Raw genomic sequence first — 25,732 nt, 5'->3', positions numbered from 1 at the left:
AAGGACCGGATCGACGGAGTCGATGCCGGTCCTTGCGGTCGGGGTAGCCGGAGCGCACGGGCGACGAAGGAGCCCGGACGCGACGGCGGCGTCCGGCTACCCCGCCCCCGAGACTTGAGTCACCAGCACCGAGGGCACCACCTCAGCCCACGAGCGTGGCGCGGAACTCCGTGGTCGAGCGCCCCGCCAGGAGCCCCTTCGCCTCGAACCCGTCGGTCGGGCGCCATACCGGCCGCTCCCCCTCGACCACCTCGAAGCGCTGGTCCGCGCCGAGCACGTCCCGGGCGTGGACGGCGTGCACGGGGTGGTCGGTGGCCACGAGCAGGTGCCCGCCGGGGACGAGCCGCGAGGCGACCAGGTCGAGGTTGTACGGCGCGAGGAAGCGCCTCTTCACGTGCTTGGCCTTGGGCCACGGGTCCGGGAAGAACAGGTGCACCGCAGCGAGGGACTGTGGAGGGATGCGCTCCTCGAGCAGCTGGACGGCGTCACCTCGGTGCATCCACAGGTTGCCCAGGCCCTGGCGCTCCGCCTCGGCGAGCATCCGCGCGAGGGCGGGGGTGAAGACGTCGACGGCGACGAGGTCGTGCTCCGGGTGCGTCGCGGCGTAGGCGAGGGCAGCAGCGCCGTGGCCGCACCCGATCTCGAGGACGACGGGCGCGCTGCGGCCGAAGGCTCCCACGGGGTCGAGCACGCCGTCGGGGATCTCGTGGTGCGGGACGAGCCGCTCGAGCCGGTCGAGGGTGAGCGCGGACAGCCGTCCCCGGCGAGCGCCGTACGACCGCACCCGTCCGGTGTCACGCATGGGCTCCATGGGCACCAGCCTAGGAGGCGCGGCAGGGTGCCCCGGACCGAGGAGCGGGACGCTGGCGATAACCATCGATTATGTGATCCATAATGTGAGCATGCGCATCTCCCGGTTCCCGAACATCGTCGACGACATCGCCGTCCGCCTCATCGCCGGCGTCGTCCTCGTCGTGGCCGTGGTCGCCCTCGCGACGCAGCAGTGGTGGCTCTACGCCGTCCTCGCCGTGGACTTCGTGCTGCGCACCGGATGGGGCCCGTCGGCGAGCCCGATCGCCCAGCTCGTGCGCCGGTGGGTCCGCCCGCGCGTGGACGCACCGCCGCGGTGGACCGCCGGCCCGCCCAAGCGCTTCGCCGCCGCGATCGGTGCCGTGCTCACCGTGCTCGCCACCGTCCTGTGGCTGGTCGGCGCCACCGTGCCGGTCGTCGTCATCGGGGTCGTCATGGTGGTGTTCCCGGCGCTGGAGGCCCTCGCCGGGGTCTGCGTCGGCTGCATCGTCTTCGGCTGGCTCATGCGCCTGGGGGTCATCCCCGAGTCGATCTGCGTCGAGTGCGCCGACATCAGCAAGCGCGCCGCCGCGCGGAAGACCGCCTCCCCGGCCTGAGGGTCAGCGGCGCCAGACCAGCACGGCGGCGCGGTCGTCGGTCTCCCCGGCGCGGGCGGCGGCGCACATCTTGGCGGCCATGCCCTCGAAGCCGCGTCCGATCATCTGCTCGGCCGTGCCGAGCATGCGGTCGATCCCGTCGCGCAGGTCGCGGTTGCGGACCTCGATCACGCCGTCGGTGTAGAGCAGCAGCGCGTCCCCACGCTGCAGCGTCCCGCGCACCCGCGGGAACCCGACCTCGTCGGTGACGCCGAGCACCGGACCCTCGTCGCCCTCGAGCACCTTCCACCGGCCCGAGCCCGCGGAGAAGCGGACCGCCGGCGGGTGACCTGCCGAGGCGAGGCTGTACTCCCCCGACGCCAGGTTGATCCAGGCGTGGGCGGCGCTGGCGAACCCCTCGTCCCAGTGCTGGCGCAGCAGGTAGGAGTTGGCCGCGGCGAGGAACTGCTCGTGCGGCAGCGACCCGAGCAGCCCGCCGAAGGCGCCCGACAGCAGCAGCGAGCGGGTGCCGGCGGCGATGCCCTTGCCGGACACGTCGACGAGGGCGAGCTCGAGGATCTGGTCGGTCTTGCTCGTCACCAGGAAGTCGCCGGAGAACGAGTCGCCGTAGGCGGACAGGACGGACAGCTCGGCCCCCCAGCCCTCGGGCATCGCCGGCAGCTCACCCTGGGTGCGGAGTCGATCCCGCAGGTCGACGAGCATCGTCTCCCCCAGGTTGCCCTGCACCCCGAGGCGTGCCCGGGACGCGGCGACCCAGAACATGATCACCATGACGATCACCAGCACGGTGTACGCGCCGTAGTAGGGCGCCGACGCACCCCGGTCGACGAGGGTGAGGGCAGCGGTGACCAGCACGAGGGCGTCGACGAACGCGAGAACCCTGGGGGCGAGGAACAGCCCGGCGAGAACGGCGACGAGGACGTATCCGGAGAAGGGCACCCACGTGTCCCCGGCCTGCATGGCCCAGAACAGCCCGAGGTCCACGGCGACGAGCAGCGCGAACGTGCTGCCCGATCCCCACCGGCCGAAGCGGGTGCGGGTCCGCTGGAGACGCGTCATCAACGAACGACGCGCGATCACCGACCTGCCAACGTCCACCAGTGCGAGTTCCTTCGGGCCGGTCCGGGGGTGCGGGGCACCCAGAGAGGTCAGTCGGAGCGGCTGGCCCCGTCCCCAGCCCTGCCTCAGCACCCTAGTGGGCTGCCTGCGTCGGGGCCGCGGAATCCACAGATCACGACAGGTCGGGCAGCGTCCCGTCCTGCTCGTACGCCCCGACCATGGCGATCCGCCGAGCGTGTCGGTCGGCACCCGAGAACGGCGTCGCGAGGAACGTCCGCACCATCGCCTTCGCCTCGTCCACGGTGTTCATGCGGCCACCGATGGAGATGACCTGCGCGTCGTTGTGCTCGCGCGCCAGGCTGGCCAGCTCCTCGTTGTAGCACAGGGCCGCGCGGATGCCGCGGACCTTGTTGGCGGCCATCTGCTCACCGTTGCCGGAGCCGCCCAGCACGACACCCAGCGACGCGGGGTCGGCGGCGACGGCCTCGGCGGCACGCAGCACGAAGACGGGGTAGTCGTCCTCCGCGTCGTAGCCGTGCGGCCCGTGGTTGGTGACCTCGTGGCCCTCGGCCTCGAGGAAGGTGACGAGCTCACCGAGCAGCTCGTATGCGGCGTGGTCGCCGCCGATGTGGACGCGCATGTCTGGTCCCGTCAGTCGAAGATCGGGCCGACGGTGCGGCTGCGCTTCAGCTCGAAGAACCCGGGGGTCCCTGCCACGAGGACGCAGCCGTCCCACAGGTTCGCGGCCGCCTCACCCTTGGGGGCGGGGCTGACGACCGGGCCGAAGAAGGCGACACCGTTGACGGCGATGACCGGGGTGCCCACGTCGTCCCCGACGAGGTCGATGCCGCGCTGGTGACTGGCCCTGAGCCGGTCGTCGTGCGCGTCGGTGTCGGCGAACTCGGCGAGCTCGACCGGCAGGCCGACCTCCTCGAGCGCCGGGACGATGACCTTGCCGTAGTCCTTCTCGCCGCCGAGGTGGATCCGCGTGCCCATGGCGTCGTACAGCGGCTTGACGACCTTGTCACCGTGCTCCGCGGCGGCGGCGAGGATGACCCGGACCGGCCCCCAGGCGCGGTCCATCATCGAGCGGTACTCCTCGGGCAGGTCGCGTCCCTCGTTGAGGACGGCCAGGCTCATCACCGACCAGGTGACGTCCACGGGGCGGACCTTCTCCACCTCCATCATCCAGCGGGAGGTCATCCACGCCCACGGGCAGAGCGGGTCGAACCAGAACTCGGCGGACGAACGGGTCTCGGTCACATCGGTGGCAGTCACCCGACCAATCCTGCCACTGCCCCGCCCGCCCACGCACGCGAGGCCCGGCAGGGCCACCTGCTTGACGTGGCGGCAACCGCACCACCACCGCGCGCCGAGTCCGAGGAGGATCGGACCCGCAGGTCGTGGGCGACGCCGCGCCATACCGGGTGGTGCCTGAACACCTGCGTTTGCGTGCGAGTATGGGCGCCGAAACGTGGACCAACCCCTGCAGGAGATTCAGTGCCCGGCAAGAACCTGACCCGCGACGAAGCGGTCGCCCGCGCGGCCGTCGTCGCCGTCGACCACTACGACGTCGCGCTCGACCTGACGACGTCGGAGGAGACGTTCCGGACCACCACCACGGTGACGTTCACCAGCGCTCGGGTCGGGGAGTCCACCTTCATCGACCTCATCGCCCCCTCGGTCGAGTCGATCACCCTCAACGGTGAGTCGCTCGACCCGGCGACCCACTTCGACGGGGTCCGCATCAGCCTCCCGGCGCTCGCCGAGCAGAACACGCTCACGGTCGACGCCACCGCCGCCTACATGAACACCGGCGAGGGCCTGCACCGGTTCGTCGACCCGGTCGACGACGAGGTCTACCTCTACAGCCAGTTCGAGGTCGCCGACTGCCGCCGCATGTTCACGGTGTTCGAGCAGCCCGACCTCAAGGCCACGTACGCCTTCACCGTCACGGCGCCCTCGCACTGGGAGGTCGTGTCGAACTCCCCCACTCCCGAGGCGACGCCCGTGCGCGACGGCGTGGCGACCTGGGCATTCCCGACCACCGCGCGGATGTCCTGCTACATCACCGCCCTGGTCGCCGGACCGTACGCCGTCGTCCGCGACGAGGTGCAGACGCGCAAGGGCGTCGTGCCCCTCGGCATCTTCTGCCGCAAGTCGATGCTCGAGCACCTCGACGCCGACAACATCTTCGACTGCACCAAGCGCGGGTTCACGTTCTTCGAGAACGAGTTCGACTGCGAGTACCCGTTCGAGAAGTACGACACCCTCTTCACGCCCGAGTACAACATGGGCGCGATGGAGAACGCCGGGGCCGTCACGGTCAACGAGACCTACGTGTTCCGCGCCAAGGTGACCGAGGCGATCATCGAGCGCCGCGCCCTCACCCTGCTGCACGAGCTGGCCCACATGTGGTTCGGCGACCTCGTGACCATGAAGTGGTGGAACGACCTGTGGCTCAACGAGTCGTTCGCCGAGTGGGCGTCGACGACGTGCCAGGCCGAGGCCACCGAGTGGGAGTCCGCGTGGACGACCTTCGGCATCAGCGAGAAGGCCTGGGCCTACCGCCAGGACCAGCTGTCCTCGACCCACCCGATCGTCGCGCCGATCCGCGACCTCGAGGACGTCGAGGTCAACTTCGACGGCATCACCTACGCCAAGGGCGCCTCGGTGCTCAAGCAGCTCGTCGCCTACGTCGGCCGTGAGCCGTTCGTCGCGGGACTGCGGGCCTACTTCGCCAAGCACGCGTGGGGCAACACCACGCTCCAGGACCTCCTCGGTGAGCTCGAGGCCACCTCGGGCCGCGACCTCGGCACCTGGTCCAAGCTCTGGCTGGAGACCGCCGGTGTCAACACCCTGCGTCCCGTCGTCGAGGTCGACGACCGCGGCCGGATCTCCTCGGCGACGATCGAGCAGACCGGCGCCGAGGGGTACGCGACCCTGCGTCCGCACCGCCTCGCCATCGGCCTCTACTCCGTCCAGGAGGAGGCCGACGGCCCGGTGCTCGTCCGCACCGACCGGCTCGAGCTCGACGTCGACGGCCACTCCACGGACGTCCCCGAGCTGCTCGGTCGCGCCGTTCCCGACCTGCTGCTCGTCAACGACGAGGACCTCGCCTACGCCAAGATCCGCCTCGACGAGCGTTCGCTCGCCACCGCCCTGGCCCACCCGCGCGGCTTCCAGGACAGCCTTCCCCGCGCCCTGGTCCTGGGCGCGGCCTGGGACATGACGCGCGACGCGGAGATGTCGGCCCGCGCCTTCATCGACCTCGTCCTCGCGTCGTTGCCCGGCGAGACCAACTCGACCATGCTGCGCACCGTCCTCGCGCAGCTGCAGAGCGCGGCGCGCCTGTACGTCGCGGCCGACCACCGCGACGAGGCCCTGGCCACCGTCTCGGCCGGGCTGCGACAGCTGGCCGAGTCCGCGGAGCCGGCCAGCGACGCCCAGCTCCAGCTGCTGACCGCGTATGCCGCCGTGCAGCGCGGCGGTGAGGACGCCACCTTCCTGCGTGGCCTGCTCGACGGCACCCGCACCCTTGACGGCCTCGCGGTCGACACCGAGATGCGCTGGATGCTGCTGACCGCCCTCGCGGCCGCCGGCGACGCCACCGAGGCCGAGATCGACGCTGAGCGCGAGCGCGACAACACCTCGACGGGTCGCGAGCGGGCCGCCCGGGCGCTGGCCGCCCGGCCGACGGCAGAGGTCAAGGCCGAGGCGTGGCAGGCCGGCGTGGAGGACACCTCCCTGCCGAACTCCGTCGTCGAGGCGATCGGCCTCGGGTTCACCCAGGCCCTCGACGCCGAGCTGCTGCGCCCCTACGTGCAGGCGTACCACGACAGCCTGCTCGGCATCTGGGAGTCGCGGACGCACGCCATCGCCGAGTCGATCCTGGTGACCTACTACCCCACCGTCCTCGCCGACCAGGATCTGCTGGACGCGTCGCAGGGCTGGCTGGACACCCACCCCGACGCCCCCGCGGGCCTGCTGCGCCTCGTGGCCGAGAACCGCGACGGCGTGGCCCGTGCCCTGCGGGCCCAGTCCCGGGACGCGAATGCCTGAGTCGTTCCTGGGCACCCTCACCTCGCTCACGCCGGACGGCGTGTGGGACTGGTTCCGCGGGGTCCCCCTGCGGATCGTCCTCATCGTCCTCGGCGCGGTCGTCCTGCGGTGGGTGCTGCTGCGCTCGATCGGCCGCGTCGTCAAGGTGACGCTCGCCAAGTCGGACGCGCGGCGGTCGCAGGAGCCCGGTCGGGTCGGGCGCGCGGGCAACGCCCTGGCCAACGTCGCAGGGATCGACCGTGAGCGCCACCGCCAGCGCACGCTGACGATGGGGTCGCTGCTGCGCAGCATGGTCACCTTCGTCGTGGCCCTGGTCGCGATCCTCACGGTGATGGCCGAGCTCGGCATCGACCTCGCACCGGTGCTCGCCACCGCCGGCGTCGGTGGTGTGGCCCTCGGCTTCGGTGCGCAGAGCCTCGTCAAGGACTTCCTCTCCGGGATCTTCATGATCCTCGAGGACCAGTACGGCGTCGGCGACATCATCGACACCGGTGAGGCCATCGGCACGGTCGAGGAGGTCTCGCTGCGGATCACCCGGCTGCGGGACGCCAGCGGTGTGGTCTGGTACATCCGCAACGGCGAGATCATCCGCATCGGCAACAAGAGCCAGGGCTGGTCCACGGCCATCGTCGACCTGCCGGTCTCCTACGCCGAGAACATCGAGCGGGCCATCTCCGTCATCCGCGGTGTCGTCCACGAGATGGACCAGGACCCGTCGATGCAGGAGGTCCTCCTGGAGGAGCCGAACGTCGTCGGCGTCGAGTCCATCACCGGCAACGTCGTCACGATCCGGATCATCGCCAAGACCGCGCCGGAGCAGCAGTACGGCGTCTCCCGCGAGATCCGCGAGCGCGTCAAGGCCGCCTTCGACGAGCACCACATCAAGGCCCCGGTCATGACGCCGTTCGGGCCGGCGGGGGGCACGACGTGAGCACCACCGGGCAGTTCGGCAGCTTCTTCGACGAGGTCGGCGGGCACGAGACCTTCCGCAAGCTCGTCCACGAGTTCTACCGCGGGGTCGCGGACGACCCCGCCCTGCGTGCGCTCTACCCCGAGCAGGACCTCGGACCCGCCGAGGACCGGCTGCGCCTGTTCCTCGAGCAGTACTGGGGCGGGCCGACGACCTACTCCGAGCAGCGCGGGCACCCCCGGCTGCGGATGCGCCACCACCCGTTCAAGGTCACTCCCGCCCAGCGGGACCGCTGGCTGCTGCACATGATGGCCGCCGTCGACACCCTCGACCTGCCGCCGGCGAACGACCTGCTGCTGCGCGACTACCTCGAGCGTGCCGCGTTCAGCCTCGTGAACAGCCTCGACGAGGACTGACGCAGCGGACTCGCCCGTGCCGCGGTGGCGGCACCGCGGCACACGGGCAGGGCAGGTGCTCGGCACCCGCCCACAGGGCAAGACGGGCAGAACCCGGTTTCGTCCACGGGCACTGATGCCTCACCATGGTTTCCCGTGACTGACACCCTCTCCACGACGTCCGACGTGACCTCCGACGCCACCTCCGGCGCAACGCACCTGACCCACCTCCTCCACCCGGCCGACTCGGCCGACGCCGCCTGGTGGCGCCACGCGGTGATCTACCAGATCTACCCGCGCTCCTGGGCCGACGGCGACGGTGACGGCATCGGCGACCTGCCCGGCGTGACCGCCCGCCTGCCCTACCTCAAGGCGCTCGGCGTGGACGCGATCTGGTTCAGCCCCTTCTACACCTCGCCCCAGGCCGACGCCGGGTACGACGTCGCCGACTACCGCGACATCGACCCGCTGTTCGGCACCCTCGCCGACGCCGACGAGCTCGTCGCCAAGGCCCACGACCTCGGGCTCAAGATCATCGTCGACCTCGTCCCCAACCACAGCAGCGACGAGCACGTGTGGTTCCAGGCCGCGCTGGCCGCCGGACCCGGAAGCCCCGAGCGGGCGCGGTACATCTTCCGGGACGGCAAGGGCGAGCACGGCGAGCTGCCCCCGAACGACTGGCGCTCGGTCTTCGGCGGCGACGGCTGGACGCGCGTCACCGAGCCCGACGGCACCCCCGGCCAGTGGTACCTGCACCTGTTCGACACCAAGCAGCCCGACTTCGACTGGGACAACCCCGAGGTCGGCGACGAGTTCGAGTCGATCCTGCGCTTCTGGCTCGACCGCGGTATCGACGGCTTCCGGGTCGACGTCGCCCACGGCCTCATCAAGGAGCCGGGTCTGCCGGACTACGACGTGGAGCAGCACCTGCTCGACGGTGAGCTCAAGCCCGGCTCCCCCGTCCCGCCGATGTGGGACCAGGACGCGGTCCACGACGTGTACCGCCGCTGGCGCAAGGTCCTGGACTCCTACGGCACCCCGGACCGCATCCTGTGCGCCGAGGCCTGGGTCCGCCCGCAGGAGCGCGCGGTGCGCTACGTGCGCCCCGACGAGATGCACCAGGCGTTCAACTTCGACTTCCTCAAGGCCCAGTGGACCGCCGAGGACCTGCGCAGCACCATCGCCTCCTCCCTCGAGGCCGCGGACTCCGTCGGCGCCCCGAGCACCTGGGTGCTGTCCAACCACGACGTCGTGCGCCACGCGTCGCGCCTCGGCCTGCCCGTCGGCGAGCGCCAGCCCAACGGCATCAGCGCCACCGACCCGCAGCCCGACCGTGCCCTCGGCCTGAAGCGCGCCCGTGCCGCTACCGCACTCATGCTGTCGCTGCCCGGTGGCGCCTACCTCTACCAGGCGGAGGAGCTCGGCCTGCCCGAGTCGACCGACATGCCGGGCGAGTTCCGCCAGGACCCGACCTTCATCCGCACGAAGGGCGAGGAGATCGGGCGCGACGGCTGCCGCGTCCCGATCCCGTGGGAGAAGGACGCCCCGGCGTTCGGGTTCGGCCCGTCCGACCAGACGTGGCTGCCCCAGCCCGAGGTCTACGGCGAGTACGCCGTCGACCAGCAGGACGGTGTGGAGGGGTCGACCCTCGAGCTCTACCGCACCCTGCTGCGCACCCGCCGCGAGCGCGCGCTCGGCACCGGTGGCCTCGAGGCCGTCGACGGGTTCGGCGACGACGTCGTCGCCCTCGTCAACACCGGCTCCGGCGACGCCGACGACGCCACCACCCTCGTGGTCGCCAACCTCGGCAGCGAGCCGGTGCAGCTCCCCGAGGGCGTCACCGTCCTCGTGGCGTCGGGTCCGCTCACCGACGACGGCGCGGTGCCGACCGACACGACGGTCTGGGCCTCGCTCTGACCCCAGCCGCACCACGAAACGCCGGTTGCGCGGCACACCGCGGGTTGTCGTCCCGCGGTTCACCGCGCAACCGGCGTTCTGCGCGAAGAACAGGAAGACTGGACGGGTGAGAGCGTCCGACTTCGCCTACTTCGACACGCCGACCCCGATCGGGTTGGCCCACCGCGGCGGCGCCAAGGTCGAGGCGAACCTCCACCTCGAGAACACGCTGTCGGCGTTCCGGCACGCCGTCGACCTCGGCTACCGCTACCTCGAGACCGACGTCCACGCCACCCGCGACGGCCGGCTGCTGGCGTTCCACGACCACGTCCTCGACCGCGTCACCGATGCCCGGGGTGCCGTCGCGGACCTCCCGTATGCCGCGGTGCGCACCGCCCGCGTGAACGGCACCGAGCCGATCCCGCTCCTGTCCGAGCTGCTCGAGGAGCTCCCCGACGTCCGCGTCAACATCGACGTCAAGGCGCAGGGGGCGATCGAGCCGCTGGCGGCGGTCGTTCGGGCGCACCGCGCCCAGGACCGGGTCTGCATCGGCTCCTTCTCGCGCAGTCGCCTGCGCGCGGTGCGCGCCCTGCTCGGGCCGGCGGTGGCAACCGCGGCCGGGCCCTCCGAGGTGGCCGCCCTGCGCCTCACGCCGGCCTTCGTCGCGGACTGGATGCGTTCTCCCGCACCGGTCCTGCAGGTCCCGACGGGTCATGTCGTGGGTGGTCGACGGCTCGACCTCGTCACCCCCGGGCTGGTCGAACGCCTCCACTCCATGGGCAAGCACCTGCACGTCTGGACCATCGACGACGCCGTCGAGATGCACCGGTTGTTCGACCTCGGGGTGGACGGCATCGTCTCCGACCGCATCGACACCCTTGCCGAGGTCCTGGCAGATCGCGGCGCACCCCTGTCCTGACGCGAGACCGCGTCCTACGTCGAGGTCAAGGTCCCCATGAGGGACGCGTGGGTACCGATCTACGGGCTCACCGTGAGCGACTCGGCCTGCGTGGCCGTGACCTGCTGGGACCACCAGTTCGACCCGATCCTCGAGCACCTCGACAAACCACAGGTGGAGAAGGTGCTGCGCCGCCTCCACCCCGCCTGGTTCGAGTGCGTCGACAACGCGGTCCGCGAGCGCTACGGCGATGGGGCACTGCTGGAGTTCCTCGACCCCGACGTCATGAACCGCAAGTGGATGATCGGGGTGATGTTCTCCAACCTGGCTGACGACAAGGACGCCGCGGCCGCCGTCGCGGTGGACAAGGTCCTGCCCCTCAGCCTCCGGGTCTTCGAGGAGTCGTCCAACAAGCCGTCGAAGCTCGACTACGTCCGGGCCGCGGCAGCTGGAGCCGCGCAAGGTGGGGCCCGGGGCTGGGCTGCCACCGCTCAGATCCACGGCGCCGCCCAGTGGCTCTCGGCCATGGGGTCCTGACCTGCCGTCACTGGGTGCATCGACGACGGCCGTTCCCCGCGGCGTAGCGTTGGGTCGGTGAGCTCGCCCACGCCGCCCCCTGCACCGGAGCAGGTGGACACCGCCGGCAGCCCACCCACGGGGGTGGCGCCGTCGCGCGAAGGTGTCTTCTCGTCCAGCTACGCGCTGCTGTCGCTGGCACTGGTCGCCCTCATCACCGTCATCGCCTTCGAGGGCATGGCCGTCTCGACCGCGATGCCCGATGCGGCCCGCGAGCTCGACGCGGTGCGGTCCTACGGCCTGGCGTTCTCGGTGATGCTCACCACCCAGCTGCTCGGCATCGTGCTGGCCGGGGTGTGGGCCGAGCGGTCCGGTCCCCTGCCCTCGCTGTACGCGGGACAGCTGCTGTTCGGCGCGGGCTGCGCCCTGTGCGGTTCGTCCAGCGCGTTCGGGCTGTTCCTCGTGGGTCGTGGTGTGGCCGGCCTCGGCGCCGGGCTGATCATCGTCGCGGGCTACGTCGTGATCGGTCGTGCCTACCCGGAGTCGTTGCGCCCCAAGGTGTTCAGCGTCATCTCGGCGGCATGGGTGCTGCCGTCGCTGCTCGGTCCGCCGATCGCGGCCTGGGTGACCACGACGTTCTCGTGGCGCTGGGTGTTCTGGCTCGTCGTGGCCCCGGTCGTCGTCGCACTGATCGCCGTGCTGGCCCGCAGCGGGCAGATCGCGGCTGCCGACGAGGGGGTCGACGCCTCGAGCCGCGACCACCGCCAGCACGTCCGGGCGGCATGGTTGGGCCTGCTCATCGCGGCGTCCGCCGGGGCGCTGCAGTGGGGCACCCACGAGCTCGAGTTCGCCTGGTCCACCAAGACCGTGGTGGCCCTCGTCGGTGCTGCCGGACTCGCGGCGACTGCTCCCCTGCTCCTGCCCTCCGGCACGTGGGTCATGCGTCGCGGCCTGCCGTCGGTGATGGTCGCGCGCTTCCTGCTCACCTGCTCGTTCTTCGGCACCATCACCTACATCCCGCTGATGCTCGTCAACGAGCGAGGACTGTCCCTCGGCGCCGCCGGCGCGGTTCTCGCGGTCGGCTCGCTCGGCTGGTCGACGGGGTCGTGGATCCAGGGTCGCGACCGGTGGGCGGGTCGCCGCGACCAGCTCGTCTCGGTGGGTGGGGCGCTGCTCACCGCCGGACTGGTCGGCGTCGTGGCCATCACCCACTTCGGCTGGAACCCCTACCTCATCGCCCTCGCGCTGGTGGCCTGCGGCACCGGTATGGGGCTCGGCACCGCCAGCCTGTCGGTGCTGTCCCTGACGCTCACCGAGGCCGCCGACCACGGCTCCACGTCGTCCTCGCTCCAGCTGTCGGACGTGCTGGGCTCGGTGCTCGGCATCGCGGCCGCAGGTGCCGTGTTCGCCGCCCTGCACACGGTCGCGGGCCAGGACGTCCCGGTGTTCGTGACGATGTGGTTGGGCCTGTGCGTCGTGTCCGCCCTCGTGGTGCCGGCGGGGCGCCGGATCAGGTCCTGACCGCAGGACGTTGGGCCCTGCCGCCGGCGCGACCGGACGGCGACGGTGGTCAGGGCGCGAACGCGTCCCGACCACCAGGAGGACCCATGGCACCCGATGACCCGGCCCGTCCGGCCCGTCCGGCCCGTCCGGCCCAGCGAAGGTCGGTCGTCGTCGACTACGCCCAGGAGGTCGATGAGCTCGAGGAGCTGCTCGGGGACGACGAGGGCAGTGACGGGGACAGTGACGGGGGCGGTCCCGAGGTCGGCTCGCCCGGCGCCGATCCTCCGCCGGGGGCAACCTTCGACACAGCCGCCTCGTGGCACACCGGGTACCCCTACGACACGAAGATGGGGCGACAGGAGTACGAACGCACCAAGCGCGCCCTGCAGGTCGAGCTGCTCAAGCTTCAGCTCGGGGTCAAGGAGTCCGGTGCACGGGTCCTCGTGCTCTTCGAGGGCCGCGACGCCGCGGGCAAGGGCGGCGCGATCAAGCGCTTCACCGAGCACCTCAACCCTCGCGGCGCGCGGATCGTCGCCCTGGAGAAGCCGACCGAGGTCGAGACGACCCAGTGGTACTTCCAGCGGTACATCGCGCACCTGCCCAGCGGCGGCGAGATCGTCCTCATGGACCGCTCCTGGTACAACCGTGCGGGCGTCGAGCGCGTCATGGGGTACTGCAGCCCGGTGCAGTACCTGTCCTTCATGCGGCAGTGCCCCGACTTCGAGCGGATGCTCGTGGACTCGGGGATCCACCTCGTCAAGCTCTGGTTCTCGGTCAGCCAGGACGAGCAGGCCCGGCGCTTCCAGGCCCGCCGCACCGACCCGGTCCGCCAGTGGAAGCTGTCCCCCACCGACCTCGCGAGCCTCGACAAGTGGGACGCCTACACCGAGGCCAAGGAGGCGATGTTCTTCTACACCGACACCGCCGACAGCCCGTGGACGGTGGTCAACAGCAACGACAAGAAGCGGGCGCGGCTCGAGGCGATGCGGGTGCTCCTCGCCGGCCTGGACTACCCCAGCAAGGACGACACGGTGGTCGGCCGGCCCGATCCGCTGCTGGTCGGCCGGGCCTCCGTCATGGCCGAGGCGGATGGCTCGGGCGCCCGGTTGTTCCCGACCCTGTGACGAGGTGGTGTCGGTGGCCGGTCGAGGGCGGTTCACCGTCCCTGCGGCCCTTGACCTGCGCCGATGCCGTCCTAGCATGGGGACAGGGCCCCGCAGGGACCGTCGGGCCCGCGCGTGAGGTGGGTGGGCTCATGGTCGAGCAGGTATCGGGGGGACACGACACCGCGGCGATGTCGGTGCGTGAGCTGATGGCCGAGCTCGCCGTGGTCAGGACCGAGCTGCAGCGGGCGCCGCTGCTGGTCACGGTCGACGGTGCGCTCTCGGTCAACCCTGACGTCGCGCCACTGCTCCGCCGACAGCGCCAGCTCGTGGCCCGGCTCCGCGCCCGGCGCAGCTCCTGGGCCAGGTTCGGCTCCGGGGGCACCCGGGAGCCCTCCGCCGCGTGGCCGCCACCGCCCTGGGCGCACTGACCTCGCTCAGGGTGTGACGCCGGGTTGGACGCTGGTGCGGCCTCCGGGCGAGTTGCCCAGTGGGGCTGTCGCTCAGCGGATGAGGACGTGCCCGGCAGGGGTCGACAAGCGCGTCCAGCGACCGTGCGTCCACACCGTCACGTCCGTGCCGGGGGCGGCGAAGCCGAGGGCGTACGCCGCGAAGGCACCGCCCGCAGGCACCGGCGGGTTCGTCGTGGTGGACCGTCCCCAGACGTGCCGACGCAGTGCCGTCACCGCCTGGCCGCCGGCGTCGGCCGGGGCACCTGAGGCGACCTCCGCGATGCCCTCGCGGGCCACGGCATACACGTCCTCCGCGGTGATCGCGCCGACCCGCTCCCAGCCGGAGCGCGGGGGTGCCATGGCGGCCCAGCCGACGCTGACGGTGGTGGGCGGCAGTGACAGGGTCGCGCCACCCTCGCGGGCCAGGCGGTCGGTGACCGACGCCAGGGACACCGTGGTGTCCACCTGCGCGGGCTCGGCCAGCGGCATGGTGCGCAGGCCGATCACGGCACCCTCACCCATCAGGCCGCTGCCGGGGAGCACCCCGACGTACGCGGCCAGTGTGGTGCCGAGGGCCTGGAGGCGGATGGCGCCGTCGTCGTCCGCGGCCTTGGCCCGGGCGACGTAGGTGCGCAGGTCGTCGAGTCCCTGCGCGTCGGGGAAGCGCAGCTCCATCAGCGCCTCCGCCAGCGGAACGGGACCGGGTCGCCGGCGTGCTCCTCGAGCAGGGCCTTGAGGTCCGGGGCCATCCGCCGTGGGGTGGACGTCGCGAAGTCGTAGAGGACCAGGGTCGTCTCGGCGCGGGCGTAGACGGTGTCCTCCGGCGCGAGGCCGTCACGCACCTCGTAGGCCAGGTCGAAGCCTGCGCCACCGATCTTGGTCGCCCACATCTGCACGACGATCGGCGGGACGCGGAACAACAGCGGGGCGAGGTACTCGATCTCATGACGCGCGACGAGGATGCCCTCGGCGAGCACCGACCGGTCCTGGCCGAACCACTCCTCGAAGCCAATGACGCGCGCGTCCTCGAGCAGCCGCAGGAACTGCACGTTGTTGACGTGGCCGTAGGCGTCCATGTCGCTCCACCGCAGCGGCACGTTGACGCAGTAGCGGTCGGGCAGCGCGGGGGTCGGACCGTCGTGCACGTCGCCCGCCGCGTCCGGCTGCGCGCCGGTCCCCTCGCTCGTCGCCCCGCCCGTCGTCTGGTCCACCATGGCGCCCATCCTGTCAGGGGTGTCGGCCACGCGGCATACGGTGGTCACCATGGAGACGACCGCTGCGGCCACCGACCTGCACACCCTCGCCACGGGGGTGCTGCGCAGGCTCGTCGGCCGTGACGACGTCGACTTCCGGGACGGGCAGTTCGAGGCCGTCCAGGCCCTCGTCGGGGACCGTCGTCGCGTCCTCGTCGTCCAGCGCACGGGCTGGGGCAAGTCCGCGGTCTACTTCGTCTCGACCGCGCTGCGTCGTGAGCAGGGGGCCGGGCCGACCGTCATCGTCTCCCCGCTGCTGGCCCTGATGCGCGACCAGATCGCCGCGGCCGAGCGTGCCGGGATCCGCGCGGTGACGATGAACTCCGCCAACGCCGAGGAGTGGGGCCGGGTCTCGGCCGCCCTGGCTGCCGACGAGGTCGACGTCCTGCTCGTCAGCCCCGAGCGCCTCAACAACCCGAGGTTCCGCGACGAGCAGCTCCCCGACCTCGCCCGCCGCTGCGGCCTGCTCGTCGTCGACGAGGCGCACTGCGTCTCCGACTGGGGGCACGACTTCCGCCCCGACTACCGCCGCATCCGCGACCTGCTCACCACGCTGCCGTCCGACACCCCGGTGCTGGCGACGACCGCCACGGCCAACGCCCGGGTGGTCACCGACGTCGTCGAGCAGCTCGGAGCCGGCGGCCACGACGTCATGACGCTGCGTGGCGGGCTCGCCCGCGAGTCGCTGCGCCTCGGCGTCATGAAGCTCACCTCCCCCGAGCAGCGCCTTGCCTGGCTGCTGGCCCACCTCGACACCCTCCCCGGCAGCGGCATCGTCTACGCCCTCACCGTCTCGGCCGCCGAGGACATCGCCGTCGCCCTGCGCGAGGCCGGTCACGAGGTCCGGGCCTACACCGGGCGCACCGACCCGGCCGACCGCGAGCGCCTCGAGGCGATGCTGCGCGACAACCAGGTCAAGGCGCTGGTCGCGACCAGTGCGCTGGGCATGGGGTTCGACAAGCCCGACCTCGGGTTCGTCCTGCACCTGGGTGCTCCCTCGTCGCCGGTCGCCTACTACCAGCAGGTCGGTCGTGCCGGTCGTGCCACCGAGCGCGCCGACGTGCTGCTGCTGCCCGGTCCGGAGGACAAGGACATCTGGGCCTACTTCGCGTCGGCCTCGATGCCGCGCCAGGAGCAGGCGGATGCCGTGCTGACCACGCTGGCCGGGTCGCAGAAGGCGCTCTCCACTGCTGCCCTCGAGACCGCCGTCGACATCCGTCGCACCCGCCTCGAGCTGCTGCTCAAGGTGCTCGACGTCGACGGCGCCGTGCAGCGCGTGCCCGGCGGGTGGATGTCGACGGGTGTCCCGTGGACCTACGACGCCGAGCGCTACGAACGGGTCAGCGCCGCCAGGGTTCGCGAGCAGGACCTCATGGTGTCCTACGAGAAGACCGGCGAGTGCCGGATGGCATTCCTCCAGGAGTCGCTCGACGACGACACCGCCGTGCGGTGCGGCCGCTGCGACTCGTGCGCCGGCGTGTGGTTCCCGACCGAGATCCCCGACACCGCCGTGACGACCGCCCGTGGTCGCCTCGAACGCGCCGGCGTCGAGCTCGAGCCGCGGGCCCAGTGGCCGTCTGGGATGGACCGCCTCGGGGTGCCCCTCAAGGGCAAGATCGGCCCCGACGAGGGTATGGCGCCGGGCCGCGCCGTCGCCCGCCTCACCGACCTCGGGTGGGGCCAGCAGCTGCGCACCCTCCTGCGGGCCGAGGACGGTCCCGCCCCGGCCGAGCTGCTGCGCGCGTGCGTCCCGATCCTGCGTGACTGGGGTTGGTCCGACCGCCCTGTCGCCGTCGCGTCGATCCCGTCCCGGCGCCGTCCTCAGCTCGTCGAGTCGGTGGCGCGGGGGCTGGCCGAGATGGGGCGGTTGGAGTGGCTCGGGCCGATGGACCTCGTCGAGGGAGGACCGACCGGGGAGTCCGGTGGCAACAGCGCGTTCCGGCTCGCAGGGGTCTGGGGGCGCCTGGCCCCCTCGGCGACCCAGCGCGAGGCCCTGGCGCGGCTCTCCGGTCCGGTGCTGCTCGTCGACGACCTCGCGTCGTCACGCTGGACGCTCACCGTCGCGGCCCAGGAGCTGCGTCGCGCCGGCGCCCCCGGCGTCCTCCCCTTCGTCCTGGCTCTAGAGGCCTGAGATCGTGTCCGCGGGGGCAGCGTCGGCGCCCTCTGTCGGGCGGGGCGTCGGGGCCTCGATCGGGACGGTGAACAGCGGCAGGAAGAGCTGCACGGTCGGGCCGATGAGCACGGCGTAGAGCACGGTCCCGACGCCGACGACCCCGCCGAGGGCGAAGCCGATGAGCAGCACGGTGAGCTCGATGGAGGTGCGGACCAGCCGGATGCTGCGGCCGGTGCGACGCACCAGCCCCGTCATCAGGCCGTCGCGCGGACCGGGGCCGAACTGGCTCCCGATGTACAGCGCACCGGCCAGGCCGTTGAGCAGGATGCCGCCGCCGAGGAGCAGCACGCGCAGCACCATGGCCGACGGCCGGTCGAGCAGCCACAGCGTCGCGTCGGTCACCAGCCCGATGACGATGACGTTCGCGATGGTGCCGAGGCCGGGCATCTGGCGCAGCGGGATCCACAGCAGCAGGACCGCCGCCCCGACGATGATCGTCACCGTGCCGAAGCTGAGCGGCAGGTGGCTGGCGATGCCGAAGTGGAACACGTCCCACGGGTCCAGGCCGAGGCCGGCACGGATGAGCATGCCCATCGAGACGCCGTAGAGCGTCAGCCCGGCGAGCAGCTGCACGAGGCGGCGGGTGGTGCGGCCGGCCCGCAGCTGCTGCAACGGCGTCATCGGGGTGAGGGTGGTGCGGGTCATGGACCCCATCCTGACGTCCAGTGGCCTGTTTTTCGATAGCCAATCGTGCCAAAGTGGTCTGCATGTCACCTCGCGCGATGTCCGCCGCCCGGCTGCGCCCGCTGCTCGGTGCAGCCCTGGACACCACCCCGGCCTACCGCGGCCTCGCCGACGCACTGCGACTGCTCGTCGCCGACGGCCGGATCCCGTCCGGCACCCGTCTGCCCAGCGAACGCGACCTCACCACCGCCCTGGGTGTCAGCCGCACCACGGTGAGCCGCGCGTATGCCGAGCTGCGCGACCGCGGCTACCTCGAGTCCCGGCAGGGGTCCGGCAGCGTCGCGGTGCTGCCCGGTGCAGCCACCGGCCGTCGCCAGGGCGGAGGCCTGCAGCCCACCTCCGACCGGCTCGACGGCCCGGTCATCGACCTGACCTGCGCTTCGATGAGCGCCCCGCCCGGCACCGTCGCCGCCTACGAGCGAGCCCTCGAACAGCTCCCCCGCTACCTCACCGGGACCGGCTACCACCCGCTCGGGCTGCCGGCCCTGCGCGAGGTGCTGGCGGCCGACTTCACCGCCCGCGGCCTGCCCACCGACCCTGAGCAGGTCATGGTCACCAGCGGGGCGCTCGCCGGGATCGCCATCGCGGCGCGCGCCGTCCTCTCCCCCGGCGACCGCGTGCTCCTCGAGAGCCCGACCTACCCCAACGCGATCGAGACGCTCAGCCGTTCCGGCGCCCGGCCGGTGGCGCTGCCGATGGGGGCCGAGGGCTGGGACGTGGACACCGCGGAGGCGACGCTGCGGCAGACCGCACCGCGGGCGGCATACCTCGTCCCCGACTTCCACAACCCCACCGGCGCCCTGATGCCCGAGGATCAGCGGGCACGGCTGGGTCGCGCCCTGGCGCAGACGCGCACGGTGGCGATCGTCGACGAGACCCTCGTGGAGCTCGCCCACGACCCGGACATGGCCATGCCCACCCCGCTCGGGGCGCACCACGCCGGCACCGTGACCGTCGGCGGCGCGAGCAAGACGTTCTGGGGCGGGCTGCGGGTGGGCTGGCTTCGCGCGCCGCGCGACCTCGTGCCGGCGCTGGTCACCGCACGGCTCACCCTCGACCTCGGCAGCCCGGTGATGGAGCAGCTCGTCCTGCTCGACCTGCTGCGCCACCGCGACACGATGCTCCCGGCCCGACGCGAGGCGATCGTCACCACCCGCGACGCCCTCGTCGGTGCGCTGCGGACGCGCCTGCCGCAGTGGAGGTTCACCGTGCCGCGCGGCGGGCTGTGCCTGTGGGCCGAGCTCCCCGAGGCGCTGTCGACACCGCTCACCGTGGCCGCCGACCAGCGCGGCGTGGTGCTCGCTCCCGGGTCGCAGTTCGCCGTGGACGGCGGGATGGAGCGCTTCCTGCGGATCCCGTTCACGGGGCACGCCCCCGAGGTGGTGGCCGACGCCGTCGACCGGATCGCCCTGGCCTGGGAGGACGCCCTCACCGGCCGACCCGCGAGGAGCCGGCGCTCTCCGCTAGTGGCGTGACCCCGGGCGTCGGGCCGGAACGCCCTCGAGCCGCCCACGACCCGACCCCTAGGCTTTCGCTGTGACCGACGACCGCACCGTGCCCGCAGAACCCCTCGCCGACCTGCTCGCGACCCTCGACCTCGAGGAGCTCGGCACGGCGCGCATCACCGTCGAGGGCGTCGACGGCGCCGAGTCCACGGACCTCGGGGAGTCGGGGGCCTCGGTGTTCCTCGGCCGCAGCCAGAAGACGCCGCACGGCCGCGTCTTCGGCGGACAGGTCCTCGCGCAGTGCGTCATGGCTGCCGGACGCACCGTGGCCGACATCGACGACGGCGACGGCCCGCGCCACATCCACTCGCTGCACGGCTACTTCATGCGGCCCGGTGACGACACCAAGCCGATCCGGTTCGCGGTGGAGCGGATGCGCGACGGCCGGTCCTTCTCGACGCGCCGGGTCCACGCCATCCAGGACGGCCTGCCGATCCTGTCCATGATCACGTCGTTCCAGGAGCAGGCCGACGGCCTGGACCACCAGGACCCGATGCCGCAGGTGCCCGGGCCCGACACGCTGCCGTCGCTGCAGGATCTGTTCGGCGCGGTCGACCACCCGGCCGCGCGGCACCTGCTCAACCGGCCGGTGGAGCACCGCCACGTCGAGGGCGACGTCTTCGCCGCGCCCGGTCCCGAGCTGGCCGCCCACCAGAGCGTCTGGCTGAAGGCGATCGGCGAGCTGCCCGACGACCCGCTCGTCCACGCCGCCGTCCTGGCGTACGCCTCCGACTACACGTTGCTCGAGTCCGTCATCCGCCGCCACGGCCTCGCGTGGAGCGACCGCCGCCTGCGCCCCGCCAGCTTGGACCACGCCATGTGGTTCCACCGTCCCGTGGACGTCGACGACTGGATCCTCTACGCGCAGGAGTCACCGTCGGCCTCCGGCGGCCGCGGGCTGGGGATCGGCCGGATGTTCAGCGCCGACGGCACCCTGGTCGCCACCGTGGCCCAGGAGGGCATGGTCCGGGTGAAGAAGTCCTGATGGCGGACCGCGACGCCTCGAGCTGGGTCGTCGACACCCTGCGCGCCGACGACCACGAGGCGTGGTCGCAGCTGCACCGCGGCTACCTCGACTTCTACGAGGTCACCGACCCCGACCGCGTCTCGCCGATCATCTGGTCCTGGCTGAACGACCCCGACCACGAGCTCGAGGGCCTCGTCGTGCGCGCCGCGCCGGGTGCGGATCCCGTTGGTATGGCTCACTTCCGGCCCTTCGTGCGTCCGCTCGCCGCCGCGACCGCGTGCTTTCTCGACGACCTCTACGTGGCTCCCGCCGCTCGTGGGACGGGAGCCGTCGACGCGCTCCTCGCCGCCCTCCAGGAGGTGTCACGGCAGCGTGGGTGGAGCCAGGTCCGCTGGATCACCCGCGAGAGCAACGCCCGCGCCCGCTCGACCTACGACCGCCTGGCCCGGCAGACGGACCTGGTCACCTACGAGCTCCCCGTCTGACGACGCCGTACCCGCGGGTCTTTGAGTGATCTGACGGACCAGGACACGTCGGACCACTCAAGGACCGGGGTATGCCGCGGGGTCAGCCGACGCGCACGACCGCGGCGGTGCGCGGCGGCAGGTGCACCGAACCCTCCTTGAGCTTGGTCTGGCCGGGCTCCCACGCGAGGAGCACCTCGGTCGGCTCGCCGTCCAGCGGCACGGTCCATCGCGAGTCCGAGAAGTTGGCGACCGTGCGGAACGGCCCGCGCTCCATGACCAGCCACTGCCCACGCTCGTCGAACGTGACGTCGACGAGGTCGAGCCGGCCGTCGTGGAGCTCGAACTCCTTGCGGCGCAACGCGATCAGGTCGCGGTACCACGCCAGCATCCGCGCGTGCTCCGGGTCGTCGACCTCGTCCCACCGCAGCTGGGACCGACGGTAGGTCGTCTCGGCCTGCGGGTCGGGCACGTCGTGCGCCGCCCAGCCGTGCGACTCGAACTCGCGACGACGGCCTTCGGTGACGGCCTGAGCCATCTCCGGCTCCTCGAAGTCGGTGAAGAACTGGAACGGCGTCGTGGCCGCCCACTCCTCCCCCATGAAGATCATCGGCGTGTAGGCGGACGTGAGGTAGAGCGCTGCGCCGGCCGCCTGCTGCGAGGCACTGACGAGAGCCGAGATGCGTTCTCCCACAGCGCGGTTGCCCACCTGGTCATGGGTCTGGAGGTAGGCGACGAACCGGCGGGCGTCGACCTTCTCGCGATCGACAGGGGCACCCCAGTCGCTCTCACGGAAGCTGGACCACGTGCCGTCGTGGAGGAACCCACGGGTCAGCGTCTTGGCGAGCACCGCCAGCGGGCCACCGTCGGGCAGCGCCCGGGTGCGGCCGGCGAAGTCGGCGTAGTAGCCCTGGGTCTCACCGGTCAGCGTGACGTGCAGCGCGTGGTGGACGTCGTCGTCCCACTGGGCGTCCATGCCGCGACCACCGTCGGCGGTCGGCGTGACCATGAAGGCGTCGTTGAGGTCGCTCTCGGCGACGAGGTGCAGCGGGCGCCCGAGGCGGCGCCCCAGGTCGGCCACTTCGTCGGCGAGCTGGGCCAGCACGTGAGTGCCCGAGTCGTCACGCAGCTCGTGCACGGCGTCGAGGCGGAGCGCGTCGACGTGGAACTCGTCGAACCAGCGCAGCGCATTGTCGATCATCCAGCGCCGCACCGGCTCGCTGTCCGGGCCGTCGAGGTTGAACCCGGCGCCCCACGGCGTGGGGTGGGCGTCGGAGAAGTAGGGCCCGAACCGCGACAGGTAGTTGCCCACGGGGCCGAGGTGGTTGTAGACCACGTCGAGGCAGACGCCGAGTCCGAGCCGGTGGCACTCGTCGACGAAGCGCTGCAGCGCAGCAGGTCCGCCGTAGACCTCGCCTACGGCCCACGGCCCGACGCCGTCGTAGCCCCAGTTCCAGCGGCCCGGCCACGCGGCCAGCGGCATGAGCTCCACGACGTCGACCCCGAGCTCGACGAGGTGCGGCAGGCGGGCCAGCGCCGAGTCGAGCGTTCCCTCGGGCGTGAAGGTGCCGACGTGCAGCTCGTACACGACGGCGCCGAGGACTCCCATTCCCTGCTGCGGCCCTGCCCAGGTGGCGTCGTTCCACTGGTGGCGCCCGGCGTCGAACCACCGGCTCGTGCCGTGCACTCCATGGGGCTGCTGCGCCGAGCGCGGGTCGGGGGTGAGGTCCCCACCGTCGATGCGGAAGCCATAGTCCAGGGTCGGGTACGGCGCCGTACCCGACTCCGCGCCGCCGGGCACCACGGGAGCGGACACCGCTGCCGCGGGGACCTCCCACGTCCACCACCCGCCGTCGCGGGGGTCCAGCGCCGCGGTGGCGGTTGCGTCGCTCCCGAGGGTGAACTCGACCTCGACGCTGGTGGCGGTGGGGGCCCAGACGGAGATCGTGGGCACGGGCGAAGTGGGCTGGGGCTCAGACGATTTCATCGCGACCCAGCGTGCCATGTCGGACGAGCAGGGCGACGGGGAGGTCAGCCAGCAGACGCTCCAGCCGGATGCCCGGGCGGCCCTCGTGGGAGACGACGGCGCGGCCGGTGAAAAGGTCGTGCCACTCCCCCTCGGGCAGGGCGAGATGCGCCTCGCCCCAGCCGCCGCGGGAGGCGAGCTTGTCGCTCAGCCGCGTGACGACCGCGACGACCTGGAGACCGGTCTGGTCACCACGACCGACGGCCAGGGCATACTCGCTCGTCGTGGACACGGGGAGGTAGGTCGCCTCGGGACCGGTGAACCACTGGGCGTGGTGGTGCCTCAGCCGCAGCGCCCTGGAGGTGACGAGCAGCTTCTCGTCGTCGAGGTCGGCCGGGGCCTCGCCCTTGTCCAGCCGCGCCAGCCGGGTCCTTCGCCGCCCGTAGTCCACCGGTCTGCGGTTGTCGGGGTCCACCAGCGACAGGTCGACGACCTCGGTGCCCTGGTAGACGTCGGGGATCCCGGGGACGACGAGCTGGAGCAGCTTCTGACCCAGGATGTTGGAGCGGGAGGCCGCGGCGGTGCGCGTCACCCAGGCCTGGCAGTGGTTGACGAGGGCAGGCTGACCGAGCAGCGCCGCGACGTAGCGCTGCACGTCGGCCTCGTAGGCCTCGTCCTGGTCGGTCCACGTCGTGTGCCGCTTGGCCTCGCGGATCGCCTTGGTGGCGTAGGCCTGGAGACGGTCGACGCTGATGGGCCAGGCGCCCACGGCGGTCTGGAGGAGGAAGTACTCGGTCGCGGGGTCGAGCTTCTTCCCGCGGTGCGGCTTCGCGAGGCGGCGAGCCCCCTCCACCCAGTTCTTCCACTCCGCCGACAGCTCGGAGACCACCGCCAGCCGGGCTCGGACGTCCTCCGAACGCTTCGTGTCGTGCGTCGAGAGGGTGGTCATCGTCGTCGGCCACGTGGCGAGCTGGCGCGCCGAGAACTCGTGCAGCTCCTCCGGGGAGATGCCGACGAGCTCGGGGTCCCCGCCCACCTCGTTCAGCGAGGTGAGCCGGGCGTAGCGGTAGAAGGTGGTGTCCTCGATGCCCTTGGCCATCACCGGGCCACAGGTCTGCTGGAACCGCACGACGAACTCCTGCTGCGCGGCCTCGGTGTCCACGTGGGCCTCGGGGAGCCGACCACCGCGGGCGAGCTGGGCGATGACGCTGACGTTGAGCTGGTCAGGACCGGACACCAGGGCCATGGCCCGCGACTCCGCGGCGTTGAGGATGCCGGCCTGCGAAGGATCGGCGTCCGGACCGCCGACGTAGGCGCGGTAGCGGTCCATCGCGACGAGGAGGGCGCCGAGGGCACGCTTCAGGGATGCCTGGTCGTGCCAGGGAAGGACCTGCTCGACGAGGCGCATGAGCCGGTTGACCTCGGCGGCCTGCACCTCGGCGACGACCTGCTGCTTGGCCTCGACGACCAAGGCGTCAAGGTGCTCGGGGTGCCCGACCACCTGCGACAGCAGGTCGGTCAAAGGGCCCTTGCCAGCGGGGTCGACGAAGACGCCGCCCACCCGCAGGAGGGTGTCGTACCCGGTCGTGCCGGCGCAGCGCCACGAGTCCAGCAGCTCCTCGTGCCCCTCGAGGATCTTCTCGGCCACGACCCACGCGTCGCCCGTGGCGTCGGCGAGCATGTCCAGGTAGCCACCGGGGTCGGCGAGGCCGTCGGGGTGGTCGATCCGGAAACCGTCGACGAAACCCGAGCGGTAGAAGTAGAGCAGCAGCCGGTGCGTGGCGTCGAAGACCTCGGGGTCCTCGACCCGCACCGCCGCGAGCGTGGTGACGTCGAAGAAGCGGCGGTAGTTGAGCCGCGCCGTACCCTCGCGCCAGTCGCAGAGCAGGTACCACTGCGCCTCGACCAGCTCCTGGACCGGGAGGTGGTCGGTGCCGGGGCGCACGGGGAACTCGTGGTCGAAGTAGCGCAGCACCGTCTCGTCGCCGCGGTGTCCGCCGTCGTGTCCGATCGACAGCTCACCGGCGTCCAGCGCCGCCGAGAGCGGACCGCCGAGGACGGGCAGGAGCACCCGGTCCTCCTCGGCGGCCCAGTCCACGTCGAACCAGTGGGCGTACTCGGAGCTGCGGCCGTCGCGCAGCAGCGACCACCACTGGCGGTTGAGGTGGGCGGGCGTCGGCGTCGTCATGTGGTTGGGGACCACGTCGACGATCACGCCGAGGCCGTAGAGCGACAGCGTGCGCGACAGCCGAGCCAGCTCGGTGCCGCCCCCCGCCTCCTCGTTGACCAGGTCGTGGTTGACCACGTCGTAGCCGTGCGTGGAGCCGGGGGCCGGCTGGAGCACCGGCGACAGGTAGGCGTGCGAGACGCCCAGGGCGTCGAGGTAGCTCGCCTGCTCCGCCGCGTTGTCGAAGGTGAACCCGCCGTGGACCTGCAGGCGGTACGTCGCGGTGGGCACCACCCGACCCTCCGCCGGCCGGTGCGGTGGCGTCCCGCGCTGCATACCCGTCTCCTGCATCG

Annotated in this window: 23 protein-coding genes; 14 read left to right on the top strand and 9 right to left on the bottom strand. The window is 72.0% G+C overall.

Annotated elements, in window-relative coordinates:
- Window positions 1-142 precede the first annotated feature (142 nt).
- Window positions 143-811, bottom strand: a complete 669-nt coding sequence (trmB, locus tag ABD286_RS15030; RefSeq protein ID WP_344194919.1) for a tRNA (guanine(46)-N(7))-methyltransferase TrmB — start codon at window positions 809-811, stop codon at window positions 143-145.
- 91 nt (window positions 812-902) lie between these two features.
- On the opposite strand from trmB, the gene ABD286_RS15025 reads away from it, so the two are divergent.
- Complete coding sequence (locus ABD286_RS15025) at window positions 903-1,406, top strand: DUF4395 domain-containing protein (RefSeq protein WP_344194917.1); 504 nt, start codon at window positions 903-905, stop codon at window positions 1,404-1,406.
- 3 nt (window positions 1,407-1,409) lie between these two features.
- Here ABD286_RS15025 and ABD286_RS15020 read toward each other — a convergent pair whose 3' ends face one another.
- The 3 genes from ABD286_RS15020 to ABD286_RS15010 all read right to left on the bottom strand — a co-directional run bounded on the left by ABD286_RS15020 (window position 1,410) and on the right by ABD286_RS15010 (window position 3,743).
- Window positions 1,410-2,465, bottom strand: coding sequence for a SpoIIE family protein phosphatase (locus ABD286_RS15020; RefSeq protein ID WP_344194916.1), 1,056 nt, complete (start codon window positions 2,463-2,465; stop codon window positions 1,410-1,412).
- Between the two features lie 172 nt (window positions 2,466-2,637).
- Window positions 2,638-3,105: a ribose-5-phosphate isomerase gene (locus ABD286_RS15015; protein WP_344194915.1), complete on the bottom strand. Its 468-nt coding sequence runs from the start codon at window positions 3,103-3,105 to the stop codon at window positions 2,638-2,640.
- Between the two features lie 11 nt (window positions 3,106-3,116).
- Window positions 3,117-3,743, bottom strand: coding sequence for a mycothiol-dependent nitroreductase Rv2466c family protein (locus ABD286_RS15010; protein WP_344194913.1), 627 nt, complete (start codon window positions 3,741-3,743; stop codon window positions 3,117-3,119).
- 222 nt (window positions 3,744-3,965) lie between these two features.
- Here ABD286_RS15010 and pepN point away from each other — a divergent pair, with 222 nt between their 5' ends.
- The 9 genes from pepN to ABD286_RS14965 all read left to right on the top strand — a co-directional run bounded on the left by pepN (window position 3,966) and on the right by ABD286_RS14965 (window position 14,179).
- Complete coding sequence (gene pepN, locus ABD286_RS15005) at window positions 3,966-6,527, top strand: aminopeptidase N (RefSeq protein WP_344194911.1); 2,562 nt, start codon at window positions 3,966-3,968, stop codon at window positions 6,525-6,527.
- Window positions 6,520-7,458 carry a mechanosensitive ion channel family protein gene (locus ABD286_RS15000; protein WP_344194909.1) on the top strand — a complete coding sequence of 313 codons (939 nt, stop codon included), beginning with the start codon at window positions 6,520-6,522 and terminating at the stop codon, window positions 7,456-7,458. The genes pepN and ABD286_RS15000 overlap by 8 nt, the downstream gene beginning before the upstream one ends.
- A complete protein-coding gene (locus tag ABD286_RS14995) occupies window positions 7,455-7,853 on the top strand; it encodes a globin (protein WP_344194907.1) in 399 nt (132 codons plus the stop codon). The genes ABD286_RS15000 and ABD286_RS14995 overlap by 4 nt, the downstream gene beginning before the upstream one ends.
- Before the next feature lie 135 nt (window positions 7,854-7,988).
- Window positions 7,989-9,749, top strand: coding sequence for a glycoside hydrolase family 13 protein (locus ABD286_RS14990; protein WP_425565401.1), 1,761 nt, complete (start codon window positions 7,989-7,991; stop codon window positions 9,747-9,749).
- A 106-nt stretch (window positions 9,750-9,855) separates the two neighbouring features.
- On the top strand, window positions 9,856-10,647 hold the full coding sequence (locus ABD286_RS14985; RefSeq protein WP_344194905.1) for a glycerophosphodiester phosphodiesterase family protein: 792 nt from the start codon (window positions 9,856-9,858) through the stop codon (window positions 10,645-10,647).
- Window positions 10,648-10,683: 36 nt separating this feature from the next.
- On the top strand, window positions 10,684-11,163 hold the full coding sequence (locus tag ABD286_RS14980; RefSeq protein ID WP_344194903.1) for a hypothetical protein: 480 nt from the start codon (window positions 10,684-10,686) through the stop codon (window positions 11,161-11,163).
- Window positions 11,164-11,220: 57 nt separating this feature from the next.
- Window positions 11,221-12,663 (top strand): MFS transporter, encoded by a 1,443-nt coding sequence (locus ABD286_RS14975; RefSeq protein WP_344194901.1) that lies wholly within the window; start codon window positions 11,221-11,223, stop codon window positions 12,661-12,663.
- Between the two features lie 86 nt (window positions 12,664-12,749).
- Complete coding sequence (gene ppk2 / locus ABD286_RS14970) at window positions 12,750-13,769, top strand: polyphosphate kinase 2 (protein WP_344194899.1); 1,020 nt, start codon at window positions 12,750-12,752, stop codon at window positions 13,767-13,769.
- A 131-nt stretch (window positions 13,770-13,900) separates the two neighbouring features.
- A complete protein-coding gene (locus tag ABD286_RS14965) occupies window positions 13,901-14,179 on the top strand; it encodes a hypothetical protein (protein ID WP_344194897.1) in 279 nt (92 codons plus the stop codon).
- Window positions 14,180-14,251: 72 nt separating this feature from the next.
- On the opposite strand, the gene ABD286_RS14960 is transcribed toward ABD286_RS14965, so the two are convergent.
- Both ABD286_RS14960 and ABD286_RS14955 read right to left on the bottom strand, forming a co-directional pair.
- Window positions 14,252-14,875 carry a DUF8185 domain-containing protein gene (locus tag ABD286_RS14960; RefSeq protein ID WP_344194895.1) on the bottom strand — a complete coding sequence of 208 codons (624 nt, stop codon included), beginning with the start codon at window positions 14,873-14,875 and terminating at the stop codon, window positions 14,252-14,254.
- Window positions 14,875-15,444, bottom strand: coding sequence for an acyl-CoA thioesterase (locus tag ABD286_RS14955; RefSeq protein ID WP_344194893.1), 570 nt, complete (start codon window positions 15,442-15,444; stop codon window positions 14,875-14,877). The genes ABD286_RS14960 and ABD286_RS14955 overlap by 1 nt, the downstream gene beginning before the upstream one ends.
- Window positions 15,445-15,463: 19 nt before the next feature.
- Between ABD286_RS14955 and ABD286_RS14950 the strand changes: the two genes are divergently transcribed.
- Window positions 15,464-17,584 (top strand): RecQ family ATP-dependent DNA helicase, encoded by a 2,121-nt coding sequence (locus ABD286_RS14950; protein WP_344194891.1) that lies wholly within the window; start codon window positions 15,464-15,466, stop codon window positions 17,582-17,584.
- Here the strand turns inward: ABD286_RS14950 and yczE are convergent.
- Window positions 17,573-18,271 (bottom strand): membrane protein YczE, encoded by a 699-nt coding sequence (gene yczE, locus ABD286_RS14945; RefSeq protein WP_344194889.1) that lies wholly within the window; start codon window positions 18,269-18,271, stop codon window positions 17,573-17,575. The two genes, ABD286_RS14950 and yczE, sit on opposite strands and share 12 nt — an antisense overlap.
- 62 nt (window positions 18,272-18,333) lie before the next feature.
- Between yczE and yczR the strand changes: the two genes are divergently transcribed.
- From yczR to ABD286_RS14930, 3 genes are all read left to right on the top strand, one after another.
- Window positions 18,334-19,785: a MocR-like transcription factor YczR gene (gene yczR / locus ABD286_RS14940; RefSeq protein ID WP_344194887.1), complete on the top strand. Its 1,452-nt coding sequence runs from the start codon at window positions 18,334-18,336 to the stop codon at window positions 19,783-19,785.
- A gap of 61 nt (window positions 19,786-19,846) precedes the next feature.
- Complete coding sequence (locus tag ABD286_RS14935; protein ID WP_344194885.1) at window positions 19,847-20,800, top strand: acyl-CoA thioesterase; 954 nt, start codon at window positions 19,847-19,849, stop codon at window positions 20,798-20,800.
- The gene (locus tag ABD286_RS14930; protein ID WP_344194883.1) at window positions 20,800-21,267 is read left to right on the top strand and encodes a GNAT family N-acetyltransferase; all 468 of its coding nucleotides are present in this window, start codon (window positions 20,800-20,802) and stop codon (window positions 21,265-21,267) included. The genes ABD286_RS14935 and ABD286_RS14930 overlap by 1 nt, the downstream gene beginning before the upstream one ends.
- Before the next feature lie 82 nt (window positions 21,268-21,349).
- Here the strand turns inward: ABD286_RS14930 and treZ are convergent, their stop codons facing one another.
- Window positions 21,350-23,200 carry a malto-oligosyltrehalose trehalohydrolase gene (treZ, locus tag ABD286_RS14925; protein WP_344194881.1) on the bottom strand — a complete coding sequence of 617 codons (1,851 nt, stop codon included), beginning with the start codon at window positions 23,198-23,200 and terminating at the stop codon, window positions 21,350-21,352.
- A gap of 19 nt (window positions 23,201-23,219) precedes the next feature.
- Complete coding sequence (gene treY, locus ABD286_RS14920; protein ID WP_344194879.1) at window positions 23,220-25,670, bottom strand: malto-oligosyltrehalose synthase; 2,451 nt, start codon at window positions 25,668-25,670, stop codon at window positions 23,220-23,222.
- Window positions 25,671-25,732: the final 62 nt, after the last annotated feature.

Origin of the sequence: Pedococcus aerophilus (assembly GCF_039532215.1) — a bacterium.
Classification (GTDB): Bacteria; Actinomycetota; Actinomycetes; order Actinomycetales; family Dermatophilaceae; genus Pedococcus; species Pedococcus aerophilus.
The sequence above is the reverse complement of the archived record's forward strand: the minus strand, read 5'-3'. Positions and strand labels throughout refer to the sequence as shown.